Annotated in this window: 17 protein-coding genes; 6 read left to right on the top strand and 11 right to left on the bottom strand. The window is 37.7% G+C overall.

Annotated elements, in window-relative coordinates:
• Nucleotides 1-70: 70 nt before the first annotated feature.
• On the top strand, nucleotides 71-1,078 hold the full coding sequence (locus ABD792_RS08490; protein WP_345005477.1) for a DmpA family aminopeptidase: 1,008 nt from the start codon (nucleotides 71-73) through the stop codon (nucleotides 1,076-1,078).
• Nucleotides 1,079-1,128: 50 nt separating this feature from the next.
• Here ABD792_RS08490 and ABD792_RS08485 read toward each other — a convergent pair whose 3' ends face one another.
• Nucleotides 1,129-1,923 carry a universal stress protein gene (locus ABD792_RS08485; protein ID WP_345005474.1) on the bottom strand — a complete coding sequence of 265 codons (795 nt, stop codon included), beginning with the start codon at nucleotides 1,921-1,923 and terminating at the stop codon, nucleotides 1,129-1,131.
• A 60-nt stretch (nucleotides 1,924-1,983) separates the two neighbouring features.
• Here ABD792_RS08485 and ABD792_RS08480 point away from each other — a divergent pair, with 60 nt between their 5' ends.
• Both ABD792_RS08480 and ABD792_RS08475 read left to right on the top strand, forming a co-directional pair.
• On the top strand, nucleotides 1,984-2,484 hold the full coding sequence (locus tag ABD792_RS08480) for a GNAT family N-acetyltransferase (protein WP_345005473.1): 501 nt from the start codon (nucleotides 1,984-1,986) through the stop codon (nucleotides 2,482-2,484).
• Nucleotides 2,481-3,815, top strand: coding sequence for an MATE family efflux transporter (locus ABD792_RS08475; protein ID WP_345005472.1), 1,335 nt, complete (start codon nucleotides 2,481-2,483; stop codon nucleotides 3,813-3,815). Before ABD792_RS08480 ends, ABD792_RS08475 begins: the two co-directional genes overlap by 4 nt.
• Nucleotides 3,816-4,217: 402 nt before the next feature.
• Here ABD792_RS08475 and ABD792_RS08470 read toward each other — a convergent pair whose 3' ends face one another.
• A complete protein-coding gene (locus ABD792_RS08470) occupies nucleotides 4,218-4,859 on the bottom strand; it encodes a 2OG-Fe(II) oxygenase (RefSeq protein WP_345005470.1) in 642 nt (213 codons plus the stop codon).
• 111 nt (nucleotides 4,860-4,970) lie between these two features.
• Between ABD792_RS08470 and ABD792_RS08465 the strand changes: the two genes are divergently transcribed.
• Together ABD792_RS08465 and ABD792_RS08460 are read left to right on the top strand one after the other, a co-directional pair.
• Nucleotides 4,971-5,423, top strand: a complete 453-nt coding sequence (locus ABD792_RS08465) for a 6-pyruvoyl trahydropterin synthase family protein (RefSeq protein WP_345005469.1) — start codon at nucleotides 4,971-4,973, stop codon at nucleotides 5,421-5,423.
• A 353-nt stretch (nucleotides 5,424-5,776) separates the two neighbouring features.
• A complete protein-coding gene (locus tag ABD792_RS08460; protein WP_345005468.1) occupies nucleotides 5,777-6,529 on the top strand; it encodes a UDP-2,3-diacylglucosamine diphosphatase in 753 nt (250 codons plus the stop codon).
• Here the strand turns inward: ABD792_RS08460 and ABD792_RS08455 are convergent.
• Genes ABD792_RS08455 through ABD792_RS08440 form a run of 4 tightly spaced genes read right to left on the bottom strand, consistent with a single transcriptional unit; the run spans nucleotide 6,526 to nucleotide 11,865 of the window.
• Nucleotides 6,526-7,794: an MFS transporter gene (locus tag ABD792_RS08455; protein ID WP_345005466.1), complete on the bottom strand. Its 1,269-nt coding sequence runs from the start codon at nucleotides 7,792-7,794 to the stop codon at nucleotides 6,526-6,528. The two genes, ABD792_RS08460 and ABD792_RS08455, sit on opposite strands and share 4 nt — an antisense overlap.
• Nucleotides 7,795-7,831: 37 nt before the next feature.
• Complete coding sequence (gene recJ / locus ABD792_RS08450) at nucleotides 7,832-9,523, bottom strand: single-stranded-DNA-specific exonuclease RecJ (RefSeq protein WP_345005465.1); 1,692 nt, start codon at nucleotides 9,521-9,523, stop codon at nucleotides 7,832-7,834.
• Nucleotides 9,524-9,526: 3 nt separating this feature from the next.
• The gene (locus ABD792_RS08445) at nucleotides 9,527-11,431 is read right to left on the bottom strand and encodes a peptide-N-glycosidase F-related protein (RefSeq protein WP_345005464.1); all 1,905 of its coding nucleotides are present in this window, start codon (nucleotides 11,429-11,431) and stop codon (nucleotides 9,527-9,529) included.
• Between the two features lie 14 nt (nucleotides 11,432-11,445).
• The gene (locus ABD792_RS08440; RefSeq protein ID WP_345005463.1) at nucleotides 11,446-11,865 is read right to left on the bottom strand and encodes an OsmC family protein; all 420 of its coding nucleotides are present in this window, start codon (nucleotides 11,863-11,865) and stop codon (nucleotides 11,446-11,448) included.
• Between the two features lie 57 nt (nucleotides 11,866-11,922).
• Here ABD792_RS08440 and ABD792_RS08435 point away from each other — a divergent pair, with 57 nt between their 5' ends.
• Nucleotides 11,923-12,513, top strand: coding sequence for a carboxymuconolactone decarboxylase family protein (locus tag ABD792_RS08435; protein WP_345005461.1), 591 nt, complete (start codon nucleotides 11,923-11,925; stop codon nucleotides 12,511-12,513).
• 76 nt (nucleotides 12,514-12,589) lie between these two features.
• Here ABD792_RS08435 and ABD792_RS08430 read toward each other — a convergent pair whose 3' ends face one another.
• The 5 genes from ABD792_RS08430 to rsmI are packed head-to-tail and all read right to left on the bottom strand — an operon-like array spanning nucleotide 12,590 to nucleotide 16,271.
• On the bottom strand, nucleotides 12,590-13,165 hold the full coding sequence (locus ABD792_RS08430) for a uracil-DNA glycosylase family protein (protein ID WP_345005459.1): 576 nt from the start codon (nucleotides 13,163-13,165) through the stop codon (nucleotides 12,590-12,592).
• A 9-nt stretch (nucleotides 13,166-13,174) separates the two neighbouring features.
• Complete coding sequence (locus tag ABD792_RS08425; protein WP_345005458.1) at nucleotides 13,175-14,275, bottom strand: alkaline phosphatase; 1,101 nt, start codon at nucleotides 14,273-14,275, stop codon at nucleotides 13,175-13,177.
• A gap of 16 nt (nucleotides 14,276-14,291) precedes the next feature.
• A complete protein-coding gene (locus ABD792_RS08420) occupies nucleotides 14,292-14,636 on the bottom strand; it encodes a HopJ type III effector protein (RefSeq protein WP_345005457.1) in 345 nt (114 codons plus the stop codon).
• Nucleotides 14,637-14,643: 7 nt separating this feature from the next.
• Nucleotides 14,644-15,594 (bottom strand): alpha/beta hydrolase, encoded by a 951-nt coding sequence (locus ABD792_RS08415; protein WP_345005456.1) that lies wholly within the window; start codon nucleotides 15,592-15,594, stop codon nucleotides 14,644-14,646.
• A complete protein-coding gene (gene rsmI / locus ABD792_RS08410) occupies nucleotides 15,594-16,271 on the bottom strand; it encodes a 16S rRNA (cytidine(1402)-2'-O)-methyltransferase (RefSeq protein ID WP_345005455.1) in 678 nt (225 codons plus the stop codon). Before rsmI ends, ABD792_RS08415 begins: the two co-directional genes overlap by 1 nt.
• Between the last annotated feature and the right edge of the window lies 1 nt (nucleotide 16,272).

Here is a 16,272-nt window from a genome sequence, read left to right as displayed (position 1 = left end):
CACGGTTTAAACCGAAATCAATGGCACAATGACTCCGAAATCGGTGGCACAAATCGAACTGAATTAGCCAATAATTTCAGGTAACGGAAAAAACAAACTAGGGCAAGGACCCATAAGAACAGGCGTAACAGCCATATTCCCTAGTGGGAAAAAGAAAAAACCATTATATGCCAATTGGTACAGCTTGAATGGAAATGGAGAAATGACTGGTACAACCTGGATTACAGAATCTGGTTTTCTAGAAACACCTATATTGCTAACCAACACTTTTAGTGTAGGATCCGTAAGGCAAGCAACACTTAAATGGATGGTCGATACATCTTGGAGCAATGAGAATTGGTGGTGGGCCTTTCCTGTAGTCGCAGAAACTTATGACGGCTTTTTAAATGATATTTACGGATTTCAAATTCAGGAACACCATGTTTTAGAGGCGATCAATAATACATCAACAACCAAAGTTGAAGAAGGAAATGTTGGCGGTGGGACAGGTATGATGTCCTTTGGATTTAAAGGAGGTATTGGTACATCCTCCCGAATTTTAAAATTTCCTGACACAACATACACCGTTGGCGTTTTAGTGCAATCAAATTTTGGTGACAAAAAACGATTTAGAATTGACGGCGTACCTGTTGGTAAAGAATTAAAAGACACTTTAAATATTGAATACCACGGACAACCAGAATCGCGACGAAAAAACGGAGATGGTTCCATAATTGTTATCGTTGCTACCGACATCCCCTTACTTCCATATCAACTAAAAAGAATTACACGCAGAATCCCCATAGGAATTGGGAAATTAGGTGGAATTGGCGCCAATGGCTCTGGCGACATTTTTATAGCATTCTCCACCGCTAATCAAGATGCATACATAAGAGAAGGTAAAACTAAGGCTGAGACCATTTCCAAGGATTGGATGAATGACGTGTTCGAAGCAACTATTCAAGCTGTTGAAGAAGCTATTATTAATGCAATGATTGCTGCCAAAACCATGGAAGGTATTAATGGAAATAAAGTTTACGCCTTACCTCACCAAAAACTAATTGAAATAATGAAAAAATACAACCGTATCAAACAATAAATCAGCAACCCTAAGACCCTCTCTGAAGATAAAAACTTATGCTGTTTTTTTTATTTAAGCCCCCTTAAAACCAAAACAGGTATATTACTTGAAAAATCCTTTTTCTTAATAACATTCTTTTCCCATTTTTTGGTAAAGAATCCGCGCTTTCTTCTTACCACACACAGCAAGTCTGGATCATGAGATTCATAATGCTGTAAAACACCTTGAAACGTAGTAGCATTTTCTGTTTTAGTAATACTGTTTACAATACTTTCTAAATCTTTATTAAGCTCAAAATCACCATCATTATAATACGGCGTCTTTACCAGCAAAAGACCTATTTCTGCCTTAAAGCTATCCTTTACGGCGATTAAAGGCACTAAAGCATTTTCTTTTTTAATAATGGCCGATTTAACCGCCAGCAATATGCTATTTATAGGTTTAAACACATAACCCTCAGGTACAATAAGTGCCGGAATTTGTGTTTGCTTTATAATCTTACCAGACGTTTTTCCTAAAAAAACCTCCTCTTTTACAGAGTTTGTTCTGGGTTCCAGTAACATTAAATCAATATCGGCTGCCTTACATGCCAGTTCCAAAGTATCTACCAGCTTTCCTTTTAAGGTTTTTACGATCACATCAACCGATTTGCAATTTACCTGAGCAATTAGATCATTTAAATTCTTTAAACTTTCACGTTCAATGATCTTATCAACATTAACCATAGTTCCTGCCTTAGCATAAACATTATAAACCTGAACAACAAAAAGCTTTGCGCCAACAGCTTCAGCAAAATCTATGGCGTATTGCAAGTGACTTACTGCATTCTTGGACGACCCAACAGGAACTAGGATATTCTTCATTTAAAACGAATTAAATACTACTTTTATAAAAAAATTCTTAGGCAAAAATACGCATTAAAAATGATTCGCAAAGGGACATCAGATGATATTCATGCAATCATGGGCATTACCAGCGCATGTGCCACGCATATGATCAAGAACCATATTTACCAATGGAATGCCTCATACCCCAATAAAGAAGCCTTTGAAAAAGATGCATCACGAGGGGAATTATATGTTATGGAAGTTGATGCCAAAGTAATAGGATGCATAACCCTATCCGACCTTATGGATGCTGTTTACCTTCCTGTTTCATGGCGCACCCCAAACAAGAATAACCTATATATTCACAGACTGGCTGTCCATCCAGAACACCAAGGTAAAGGCCATGCACAAAAGTTAATGGACTTCGCCAAAACCCTTGCTATAAAAAATAATTATAGCTCTATAAGATTAGACACGTTTTCTCAGAACCCTAAAAACTTAATTTTTTACGAACTTCGCGGCTATAAACGATTGGAGGAAATTTTCTTTCCCAATCAGAGTCATCATCCTTTTTATTGCTACGAACTTGTACTGTGAATACAACTATAGACTTAAAACAGATAAACAAACTAGCTATTCCGGCATTAATTGCAGGAATATCAGAGCCCATTCTATCGCTCACCGATGCTGCTATTGTGGGGAATATCCCTAATAATGCTACCGAATCGTTAGCAGCAGTGGGTATTGTAACAACATTTTTATCCATGCTTATCTGGGTATTAGGGCAAACAAGAAGTGCCATATCATCTATTGTCTCACAATATGTTGGAGCCGATCAACTCCATAAAATAAAAAACCTGCCAGCTCAGGCTATTTTTATTGTTACAAGCTTAAGCCTTTTTATTATACTAAGTACTTTTCCTTTTTCGGCCAGCATCTTTAAACTTTACAATGCATCTGGGCTTATTTTGGATTATAGCGTCGATTATTACAAAATACGGGTAATGGGCTTCCCTTTTACGCTGTTCACCATTGGTGTTTTTGGAGCTTTTAGAGGACTTCAAAACACCTATTATCCCATGGTTATTGCTATAATCGGGTCGGTTACAAACATTATTTTAGATGTTGTTTTGGTATATGGCATCCAAGGCTTTATACCTCCCATGCACATAAAAGGAGCTGCCTATGCCAGTGTTGCCGCCCAAATATTAATGGCTCTTTGTTCAGCTTATTACCTACTTAGCAAAACACCTATTCCATTAAAACTAAGCTTCCCCTTTAACAAGGAAATTAACCGCTTTCTATTAATGATTCTTAACCTGTTTGTTCGTACCATAGCTCTAAACGTTACCCTTTACTATGCAAGTGCTTTCGCAACAAGTTATGGTCCCAGCTATATTGCAGCCTATACCATTGCTATTAACTTGTGGTTTCTTGGTGCCTTTATTATTGACGGTTATGCCAGCGCAGGAAATATTTTGTCTGGCAAGTTATATGGTGGAAAAACCTACAAAACCCTTATTGAATTAAGTAACACGTTAATAAAATACGGCATTGTTGTTGGGCTCATTTTAGCAGTAACAGGAGGTGTACTTTATTATCCTATAGGCCATATCTTTACTAAGGACACAGCAGTATTAAGAGAGTTTCAAGCCATTTTCTGGATTGTACTGGCCATGCAGCCGCTTTGTGCGTTAGCCTTTATTTTCGATGGGATTTTTAAAGGTCTTGGTAAAATGAAATACTTACGCAATGTCCTATTGTTCTCAACATTTATTGTATTTGTACCCATCCTGTTTTTCTTAGACTCACTAGACTATAAGCTCTATGCCATTTTTATTGCACTTACCTTTTGGATTATAGCCAGAGGCATTCCCCTAATCGTAAAATTTAGGAAAATATTTATTCCGCTATCCCAAAACAATTAACTTTGTTATATCGTAAAACTGCCTCGGTTTGAGCTGCAAGGCATTTACAGAAATTTATTTTTTGATTTCGAGGCTAGCCTCGGAACGTTAAAATATCGATTACCGAATAAAAGTCAATATGAATCTATTATTCACTATACTACAAGAAATAAATATTGAAGAAAAAATACGCAATGCTCCCGACAAAAGTTATGAGATTGGTGTTTTTATAGGCACTATGCTGCCCTTTATAATTCTTGTAGTACTGGCTTATTTAATTTATTATTACAACAAAAAAAAGAATCAATAAATACCTCCTATGGATATCATGTCATTTGTTAGCGGAAACGGTCTATTTCTTCTATTAGCTATCATTTTAATTGTAGTATACATTGTAAACAGGATTAGAAAACGATAATCATATTATCGGGTTTTTAACCAACCTGTTATACTCAATCGCTCCATGTTTACTGGTTTTACTTCATGCTCTATTAATTGGCTTTCAAAAATAACCACGCGCCCGGGAAATGGATAGATCACTTTTTCTGTTTGTTTTCCATTAGCATCTATATACAATACCAGTTCACCTCCATTTTCTGGTTGCCAGTCTTGATCATTTAAATAGCATACAAAGGAAAGCTTTCGCCTGTCGTCATTTTGAAAGGTATCGATGTGTTTTTTATAATAAGTCCCAGGTGGATAAATAGCATAATGAAATTCTTTTTGTAGAATCCCCAAAAAACACGTGCGGTTTAGATAATTGACCAATTCGTTTATTTTATTAAAAAATAAACTTTCGGCCTCATTTGGCCTACTCTCATCAATCCACAAGATCACATCGCCACGTACCGATCTAACAATGGTTTCGTTAACTCTATTACCTATGGCAGCCTTTTTAAAACTATCTGCTTCGTACTTTTCCAAAAGCGATTGTCTTAAGGAAACGATCACCTCGGGGGTAAAAAAATTTTCAACAATACTAAATTGTTGATTGACGATATCTAATATGATTTGCTCATACTGCGGATTTTCAACAAAATCGATCGCCTCAAAAAGATTGTCCATAGCTTAAAAACAATAAACTACATGCCCATAGTAGACAAAAGTGCGCAAATGTAATCTAAAATTAAATTGCTTTTACAAAATGAATATCTTTGTATCGAAAATATTTAACCCATGAGCAACATTCGCATAACTAAACAGTTTTCTTTTGAAACCGGTCATGCCCTATACGGATACGACGGTAAGTGTAAAAATGTACACGGCCACAGCTACAAACTGTCGGTAACAGTTATTGGCTCCCCAATTATGGACAAAACCAATGTAAAATATGGAATGGTGATTGATTTTAGCGACCTAAAAAAAATTGTAAAAGAAGAAATCGTAAATGTTTTCGACCATGCAACTGTTTTTAATAAAAACACACCACACATCGAGCTTGCCAAAGAATTAGGCGATCGCGGCCACAATGTTATGTTGGTAGATTACCAACCCACCAGCGAAATGATGATTATCGATTTTGCAAAAAAAATAAAAAGCCGCCTGCCAGAACACATAGAACTTCACTCCCTAAAACTTCAAGAAACAGAGACATCATTTGCAGAGTGGTTTGCTTACGATAACATTTAGGGCGTTACCCAATACATTAGGAAAGACTAGTAATTTAGCCGAAGGACACATATTTAATTTGTTAACTTTCGTAAGTACTTTGAGAAACATTAGTATAAAACCTCGGTCAACAAATCAAAGAGGCTTTTTTGAGCTGCATAACAGGGCTACTTGACGGTAAAAAAAAAGTAAAAGCGTTTATTTCTATAAAAGTTTAAACCGTTCCTGTATCTTTTCAACTGTAAACTAATAACCATGACTTTTCCACCTTCTAACTTCCGTCTTCAAGCTTCCTACTCCAAACTTTTAGCTTATCTCTTTTCTCTTTTAACTCATAGCTTCTGTCTTCTGACTAAAAAAACTATATTTACACCATGCAAATTCCAACGGGAAAAAAAATATACTTTGCCTCAGACAACCACTTAGGCGCTCCAACAAAAGAAGCTTCACTGCCTCGCGAAAAGAAATTTGTTGCTTGGTTAGATGAGATTAAAGATGATGCCGCTGCTATTTTTTTGCTTGGAGATCTCTTCGATTTTTGGTTTGAGTACAAAACAGTTGTCCCTAAAGGTTTTACCAGAACACTGGGCAAACTGGCAGAAATTAGTGATGCTGGTATTCCTATTTATTATTTTGTGGGCAATCACGATCTTTGGATGGATGGTTATTTTGAAGAAGAACTCAATATCCCTGTTTACCACAAACCCAAAGAATTTACATTTAACAACAGTACTTTTTTTATTGGTCATGGTGATGGCTTGGGGCCGGGAGACAAAGGCTACAAACGCATGAAAAAAGTGTTTACCAACCCATTTAGTAAATGGTTGTTTCGTTGGTTACATCCCGATTTAGGTGTTCGCTTAGCGCAATACCTTTCGGTAAAAAACAAATTGATTTCTGGTGATGAAGACATCCATTTTTTGGGCGAAGATAATGAGTGGCTCGTACAATACTGCAAACGAAAACTAGAAGAAAAGCATCGCGATTATTTTGTATTTGGCCATAGACATTTACCCTTAAACATAACACTTAACGAAACCTCTAAATACATCAATTTAGGCGATTGGATTTCATATTACACCTACGGCGTCTTTGACGGCAAACTTTTTGAAATCAAGGAATACTAACCTTCCCTTTCGTGTGCCTCTATATCTTTGGTAAGATCTAATTTCCTAAACGAAGGTGACACAAGACCTGTTGTAATTACCGTTAACAATGTCATTGTTCCTCCAAAAACTACTGCAGTAACTGTTCCCATTAACTTTGCAGTTACTCCACTTTCAAAAGCACCTAACTCATTCGACGATCCAACAAACATGGAATTAACCGAAGCCACACGCCCACGCATATGATCGGGAGTTTTAATCTGTAAAATTGTTTGTCTAATAACCATCGACACCCCATCTGTAACACCGCTAAAGAACAAGGCCAATAGCGATATCCAAAACACAGAAGACAACCCAAAAACGATAATGCATATACCAAACCCAAAAATAGCGAGTAATAATTTCATTCCCGCATGTTTACTAATGGGTAAATAAGCCGTAACCAACATCGTTAAAAACGCACCAACAGCTGGAGCTGCTCTTAATACGCCAAACCCTTCGCTTCCTACTTTTAATATATCTTGAGCAAAAACCGGCAATAGTGCAATAGCCCCTCCAAACAAAACAGCTACCATATCTAAGGTCATAGCGCCCAGAATAGCTTTTGTTTTAAATACAAACCGTACTCCCTCCTTTAAACTTTCTACTACAGGCTCACCTATTTTAGGGTTTAAAATGGGTTTCCGTTTAATCTGTAATAAAATAACCAATGCCAAAATTACCAATCCAAAAATGATACAAAGCGACCAATGTACACCTAACCAACTAATTGAAAAGCCACCAAAAGCAGGCCCCAATACCGATGCCATCTGCCAGGTAGAACTATTCCACGTAGCAGCATTGGGATACACTTTTTTAGGCACTATTAAAGCGACTAGAGAAAAAATGGTCGGCCCAAAAAAAGACCGTAAAAATCCTCCGAAGAACACTAAAGTATATATTCCATATAAAATGGTTTTACTATGCCAATCGCTCACTAAAACAGGCCAAGTAAGCAAAAACAATCCCATGCTAATTAGCGAAAAAGCCGCAATACACCAAGCCAATAAATTCCGTTTTTCTTTTTGGTCTACAATATGCCCAGCAAATAGTGCCATAGTAAACGCTGGTATAATTTCCATTAAACCAATAATACCTAAAGACAACGGATCCTTGGTTAAACTATACACCTGCCATTCTATAACAATAAACTGCATGGACCAACCAAAGACCAAAACAAAACGAACCAATAAAAAGATATTGAACTCTTTAAATCGTAAAGCAGCATAAGGATCTTTCCTGTCCATAATTATTTTCCTTGTAAATCAGGCAACCTAAATAAAACTATGCTTTAATATCCCTTAGCTTGAGTTGAAGCGACACGTTACCTTGCCATTCATTTTCATCTACCGAATACACTGTTTTAAAAGTCTTTTGTCCAGAAATTAAGGGGTATTTTTCTCCCAACCCAAAACCAATACAAACAATGGGATTGGCTTCTGGTTGTGTAACGGTAATTCTTAAATGTGTTTTGTCTTCACCTACACATTTCCCGTAACCCGTATCCCTTAAATCTGTTGTTAGAAAAATAGGTGTCATATTACCCGGTCCAAAAGGAGCAAACTGTTTTAGTATTCTGTAAAACCTTGGTGTGATATCACTTAAATGCAATTCGGAATCGATCTTTATTTCAGGTGTCAGCAACCTTTTATCAATCGTTTTTGAAACAGTATCTTCAAATGCCTGTTTAAAAGCTTCATAATTCGACTCTTGTAATGTTAAACCAGCTGCATACTTATGTCCGCCAAATTGTTCTATATGCTCACTACAAGCTTCTAAGGCGTTATACACATCGAACCCGGAAACTGATCGTGCCGAAGCGGCCAATTTATCGCCACTTTTTGTAAACACCAGGGTAGGGCGGTAATAGGTTTCGGTTAATCGAGAAGCCACAATACCAATAACCCCTTTATGCCAAGTTTCATTATAAACAACCGTAGTAAAACGGTCTTGTTCATTTTGAGCTTCAATTTGTTGAAGTGCTTCTTCTGTAATTTGTTTATCGGTTTCACGTCTGTCTAAATTATATGCATCTATTTCTGAAGCCAGTTTTCTTGCGGCAGTAATATCGGTCTCAGTTAATAAGGCTACGGCATAATCTCCATGTTTCATGCGTCCAGCGGCATTGATTCGTGGCGCCACGATAAAAACCACATCGGTAATGGTAAGCGTGTCTTTTTTTATTTGCTCTAAAATAGCATGGATTCCTGGTCTGGGATTACCATTAATTACCTGTAAACCGAAATAAGCCAACACCCTGTTTTCCCCAGTAATGGGTACAATATCGGCACCAATGGCCGTCGCTACCAGATCCAAATATCCAATTAAATCTTCAATAGTCTTGCCTTCTTGTAATGCCAATGCCTGAATGAGTTTAAACCCTACCCCGCATCCACACAATTCTTTATACGGATAGTTACAATCTGAACGTTTGGGATCTAAAACAGCTACTGCATCGGGAATGGCATCTCCTGGACGGTGGTGGTCGCAAATAATAAAATCGATACCCTTTTCTTTAGCGTATGCAATTTTATCGATAGCCTTTATGCCACAGTCTAATGCAACAATGAGCGAAATATCATTATCCGAAGCAAAATCAATGCCCTTATATGAAATCCCATAACCCTCGTCATATCGATCCGGTATGTAAGTAGTCACCTTATCGGTTCTGGTTTTTAAATAGGAAGCCATTAAAGCCACGGATGTGGTACCATCCACATCATAATCGCCATAAACCATAATATTTTCACCATTGGCTATCGCTTGCTTAACACGCATTGCCGCCTTATCCATATCCTGCATTAAAAACGGATCGTGCAAGTGATCTAAACGTGGCCTAAAAAATGCCTTGGCATCTTCATAAGTTTCAATACCACGCTGTAGCAATAAGTTTGCTATACCAGCCTCTACTTGAAGCGCTTCCTGTAAAGCGTTTATCTTTTGTGTATCTGGCTTTGGTTTAAGCGTCCAACGCATACATTATTCCTTTAATCGTATTCTATTTTTATACACTTCCTTCTCGTCCATAAACACCTTGATATAATAACGTTTTTTTGGTAAATACGATAAGTTATAAGTGAGAGGACCTCTGCTAAAATTATTGTATGTATGTGTCTCCAAGACAATATCTTCATCTTCTTGGTCCACTATAAGTACTTTCACATTCGCCGATTCATTACAAAAATAATCGAGTGTAATAGGGCCATTGGTACGTGCTGGAAAAACAGCTACTGAGGGCACATTGTCTAGCTCGTAGGGCATATCGGTTCGCACCGCAAAGTTATAATTAATGTGGCTCCCAAAATCGGATTTAAACTGCTTAATAGCCATGCCAAGGGAATCCAATAGCTTAACCTCGCCGCGTCCATCCCTGGCTTTAAACCAAAATTCCAAACCATCTCCTTTGGTATCGTTAAACTTAAAATTATAATTGCCCGGTTTTAAGGTGATTGTATCTTGGTAAACCGTACCAGGCTTCATATTTGTACTATCTTTAGCAAAAGCGATCTCTCCAAAACTATTTTGGATACGATACGTATTTTGTCCGGGTTTGTTATTGGTCTTATAATATACGACTATCGTTTCCGGTAATATATCTGGGCGTTCGTAGTCGGACTCCAATGTATTATCGGCCTTAAAAGCATCCTTTTTCCCATTGGGCCTTGATAGTGTAACATGAAACTTGGCCTGCGTTTTTTTACTAAATACTTCGGTAGGCAAGGTTATGGCTGCCATATCTCCAAAATTAATGTGTCCCGCCCATTGATGCTTTTGGGGTTTTTCGCCTTCAATAAAATAAGTAACGGTCATTTTCTTTAATGGCTTACTTCCATTATTCTTTACCATTATTACTGGCAATCCTCCAAAAGGATTCTTTCTGCTGTGTTCTAAACGTGTTGACGGCTGGATGATATCAATCAAGGTCACATCATTTTGCGCATTCGGTTTTTCATATTCTATAACAAATGCCGACAACAGTTCATTTGCACTAGGTTTTTCAGTTTCATAAGGCTCCATATTTATATCGACCGTAAATGGTTTACCGGGAGCAGTACTTAATAAAACCTCATCCGGCTGCACCAAATATCCGGGACACCAATTGGCCCGATCAAAAATCCAGGTTCCAGCCTGTGGGAATAAGGGGTTGTCTCCACATTCCATCCATAAATCCTTATGATCCACAACCTCACCGTTAAATACAATATCGCGATACTTACTACAAAACTCACCACAGCCATTAGCATCCATACCATGGCCTGTTTGATGGATCTTAACCTTAGAGAAATTCGTTTTTGTATTGGCATTAAAAGTTGTAGGCACTAAATGGTTTTCAATAGGATCATCTTTGTAACCATATTTAAAACTCCCGTCATAAACCTTATGTATTGCCAACGGATTGGCTACTGGTGTACCATAAGTGATCTCGAAATCTACAGTAACTTTCCATCCTCGCGTTTTGTTGTCTTCATAGCCTGTATGGATATAATCAATCTCAACATCATCTCTTAAAACCAAACTAAAGTCGGTAACATCTACACGCCACTCAAACCCCCAATCTTTCTGAAAAAAACCACCATAAGGGGTTAGCATGCGTGCAATTTCGTAAACAGTCGAATCATTTTTTTGACGTGCTTTTATATGATCGACATAATCCCAATCGGCACAACGCATCTTATCGGGACACTCAAACTTTAAGTTTAAAATGATACTACGTATTTCTTTTGACTTTTCTGGAAAAACAGCTAGCCTCTTGTAGCTGTTACTTCCCTTTGACGGATCGGTAACAATGGTCTCGCCATTATGGGAAACAACATGTACTTTTTGCTGTGCATACCCCAACCCTATAAATAATACACTAAAAACTAAAACGCTTAACTTATTCATTTTAGACAACTTGATTACTTATTAAAAAATGTATTCACCTGTACATCTGCAAACTTTCGGAACATGGCCATAACACCACAATACTTATCAACGGATAAGTCTACTGCTTTTTTAAGTTTCTTCTCATTTAATGCTGCTCCGTAAAAGTGAAAGTCCATCGTAACTTTATGATAATATTTTGGATGCTCTTCGGTAAGTTCGGCGTCTATCTCAATATTAAAATCGTCTACCTCCAATTTCATTTTTTTTATAAGAGATCCCACATCTATTCCCGAACAACCTGCCAATGCCGACAACATTAAAGCTTTAGGACGATATCCTTCTCCATTACCATCATTCTCAGGCCCTGCATCTATAAACAGATTATGCCCAGATGGATTATTGCTTTCAAACTTCATGTTACCTAACCACTTTGTTGTTATATGATTTGCCATGTTTTATAAATTATTTTGTTACTTGTGAATTCAAAAATACTACTAAAAAATATAATTATGCCTTTAGTATCACCTTTATCTGCCGACCACGATTCAGAAACTAAAAAGCTAGCCAATTTCTTTAATGAAACACTTGGGTTCTGTCCCAATTCGGTGCTTACCATGCAACACCGACCCGCCATTAGCAAAGCATTTATCAATTTGAATATGGCTGTTATGGCCAATGAAGGTCGGGTAAGTTCTGCCTTAAAACGAATGATTGCCTGGGTTTCAAGCAACGCAACAGGCTGCCGATATTGCCAAGCACATGCCATACGTGCCGCAGAACGCTATGGTGCCGAGCAAGAACAATTGGATAACATATGGGAATACCGCACACACCCATCTTTTAATGAGGCCGAGCGTGCTGCTTTGGATTTTAGCTTAGCGGCTTCTCAAATTCCAAATGCTGTTGACGACACTATAAAAAAACGTTTATACAAATATTGGAACGAAGGCGAAATAGTAGAAATGCTAGGTGTTATTTCTCTTTTTGGTTATTTAAATCGCTGGAACGATAGCATGGGAACTTCTATTGAAGAGGGTGCTGTAGAAAGTGGAGAACAATTTCTAGGGAAACATGGTTGGGAGAAAGGAAAACATATTTAGATCATTAGATATTAGACAAAACCTCACCAGGAATGATTAGGTTAATTCTTAGTAAAGCTTATTTTATGTGAACCATTTACAGGTTAAGGATAGATTTTACTTGTTGTCTTAAAATTGGTAACACTTCATCTTCAAACCAAGGATTTTTACTAAGCCAAAATCGGTTTCTGGGTGACGGATGGGGTAAAGGTAAATATGTAGGCAAATACATTTTATAATCACGAACCGTTTCGGTCAACGTTTTCTTAGCCCGATCTTTTAAATAATAGTTTTGTGCATAGAGCCCTATTAAAATAACCAGCTCTACTTTTGACAACTTATCCAATAAGGCTCGGTGCCATTGTGGCGCACATTCGTGACGAGGTGGCAAATCACCTGTTTTTCCTTTTCCTGGATAACAAAAACCCATAGGTATAATAGCAAATTTGGTAGCATCGTAAAATGTTTCATCGGTAACACCCAACCACTTGCGCAATTGCTTACCACTAGCATCGTCCCATGGAACACCCGAAGCATGTACCTTTGTTCCCGGTGCCTGACCAATAATCACAATTTTAGATTCCGGATGTGCCGACATAACCGGTCGTGGTCCCAATGGCAAGTGGTCTTTGCAAATAGTACATTGCTGTATGTCATGTAATAAGACATCCATTATAGTTCATTATTTCCCCCATTGGGTTAACTGAATAATTTTATGGTATATGGCATTGTTTTCATAAATCCCCTGAAAATTTTCGGCTCCTGGCCCATAAGCAAACACAGGTATTAACGTAGCTGAATGCCCTCCAGTTGAAAAGCTTCCTTTAATCTTATTATAGTTTCCATTTTCAGAAGCAAGCGTATAGCCCCCAGTTTCATGATCGGCCGTTACAACAACCAGTGTATTGCCGTCTTTCTCTGCAAAATCAAGTACTTCTCCAATAACTTTACTAAAGTCTTTTACTTCTTCAACAATATAATCTGAATCGTTTGCATGGCCTCCCCAATCTATTTGTGACCCTTCCACCATTAAAAAAAAGCCAGCTTTGTTTTTAGACAGGTAATCTACTCCCAAACGGGTTGCCTGACTTAAAAAATCTCCGCGTCCTTCACTCATTTTAGGCATGCTCTTTGGAGCTAACAAAAAACCGTATTTTTTATTGCCATCAAGGTTTTGCGATGTATTAAGAGAGACCGTATCAACAACAAATCCATTTTTAGAAAAGGCAGTGCTCAAATCGGTACTATCTTTACGCTTAAAAAAGAAATCGTTACCAGCCCCTGCAAAGAAATCTATTGACGACTCTGGTAACTGTGCTGCTATTGCTTCTTCCATACTTCTACGTTTAACATGGGCGAAAAAAGAAGCTGGTGTAGCATGAGTAACCGAAGAGGTACTAATGACTCCCGTAGCAACTTGATTTTTTGAGGCCTTATCGGTTATTAGCGGTACCACCAAGGTATCCTTATCTACTCCAATAGCACCATTATAGGTCTTTACCCCAGCCGAAAAAGCGGTTGCTCCAGCAGCAGAATCGGTAATCAAATCACTTTGGGAAGATGTTTTAATAAAACCTATTTGTTTGAATCGTTCAAAACTGGACGTTTCATTCCCAAAATAAAAACTACTTGAAACTTGCGAGAGCCCCATCCCATCTCCTATTAATAGGATGACATTTTTTGGATTATCTACTACCTCTTTTTTTTCTGGCTCATTAGACTTACACCCTGTTATTAGCACAGAGGCACTTAACAATAAAATTACCGCTTTATAATTTTTCATCTGTTTATTTTTTTGTTTATAGTTTGCTAAGGGGCTGTCCTTCAAAAATTAACCCTTCGAAACTGGTTTTTATAAAATTTCTAATATTTTGATGCCCTTCTCCGTGGGGGTCTTTTAATACGTCTTCATAATAAAAAGCGCCAAAACAGGCTAAGGTTTCTTCTTTTGTAAGCCCCTGAAGTTTTGCAAAAGCAAACAATTTACAAGAGCCTGAATTCTCCCCAACTTCATTTTGCAAGGCTCCATTTTTAAATGCCGTAGGCGTAAATTCGTAATTAGCCTCTATTACCTTCATGGTTTCTGAAAACGTTACATCTTTTGGTGTCTGTTTGAGTTTATTCTTAAACGTTTCTAAGGTCATTTTGTTTCTATTTGTTATCTAAATTTAAAATCCAATTATATAATAAATCAATCCATGTGTGAAGCTGTTCGTTATTTGGAGCTATCCCAAACCCATGCCCCCCTTCTTGATAGACATGCATCTCTGCTGGAACACTTGCTATTTTTAATTTCTGGTAAAATGCCAAAGTATTTTCAACAGGCACGCCACGGTCATCTGTAGCATGAACTAAAAATGTTGGTGGCGTTTGGCTATTAATATGTTGTTCGTTAGAATAATAGTCCAAAAGTGTTTGAGGAGGTGAATCCCCTAATAAATTATTAATAGATCCTTTGTGGGCATAGGATGCATTCATAGTTATTACCGGGTATAGCAGTGCCATAAAATCAGGTCTTGCACTCAGCGAATCTTCTAACCTCCTTGGTTGATACGTTTCTTCGTTATAATGCACTCCCAAAGTCGAAACTAAATGCCCCCCAGCTGAAAACCCCATAACACCTACGTTATTTTCAGAAATTTGCCAGTCGCCAGCTTTATGCCGTACAAGTCTAACAGCTTTTTGCAAGTCTTGAAGCGGTGCCTTGTGCGGAATAACGAGTGAATTAGATGTTGGCAACCTATACTTTAAAACGAAGGCTGCAATACCTCTTTCCTGAAACCATTTTGCAATGGTAGTTCCTTCTAAATTGTATGCTAATATTTTATAAGCGCCTCCAGGGCAAATAATAATGGCTTTATGGGTGTTTATGGAATCGGGAGGGAAATAACAAGCCAATGTAGGCTTTTGAACATTGCCTATTCGCAATATATCTGTTTTAGTTGCAATTTCTTTCTCTGAAGTTTTTCGTTGATTGGGAATACCTTCCTTCCACAATGGTATAGTAATATCTTGCGCTTGGCACATACTAACAAAACTTAAAGTGACAATAGTAAAGAAAAGTGAAAGATAGCGGACTGTATTGGTATTTATTGTATTCATTAAAGTTTACTTTTACCCCCAACCACAATAACAATCTCTCCTTTTGGTTGCTTTTTCACGTAATGTTCTAATACTTCTTTTGCTGTTCCCCGAACTGTTTCCTCATATAATTTGGTCAATTCCCTTGAAACGGAAACAGATCTATCATCTCCAAAATACTCACAAAAGTGTCCCAGTGTTTTTACGAGTTTATGCGGACTTTCATAAAAAATCATAGTCCGGGTCTCTTCGGCCAATAAGAGTAATCTCGTTTGCCTTCCTTTTTTAACAGGCAAAAACCCTTCAAAAACAAACTTATCGTTGGGCAAACCAGAGTTTACCAAAGCCGGCACAAAAGCTGTAGCTCCAGGCAAACAATCTACTTCAATATTATTTTCGATACATGCTCGCGTTAATAAAAACCCTGGATCGGAAATTGCCGGTGTTCCTGCATCACTAATTAATGCAACTGAGGTTCCACTTTTTATACGCTGAACAAGCCCCTCGACGGTCTTATGCTCGTTGTGCATATGATGGGACTGCATGTGTGTGGTAATTTCAAAATGCTTTAATAACTTTCCAGAAGTACGCGTATCTTCTGCTAAAATTAAGTCGACATCCTTTAAAACCTCTATAGCCCTAAAGGTTATATCTTTTAAATTACCTATTGGTGTAGGCACAATATAAAGTTTACTCATT

This window comes from Snuella lapsa (assembly GCF_039539345.1).
Classification (GTDB): Bacteria; Bacteroidota; Bacteroidia; order Flavobacteriales; family Flavobacteriaceae; genus Snuella; species Snuella lapsa.
The sequence above is the reverse complement of the archived record's forward strand: the minus strand, read 5'-3'. Positions and strand labels throughout refer to the sequence as shown.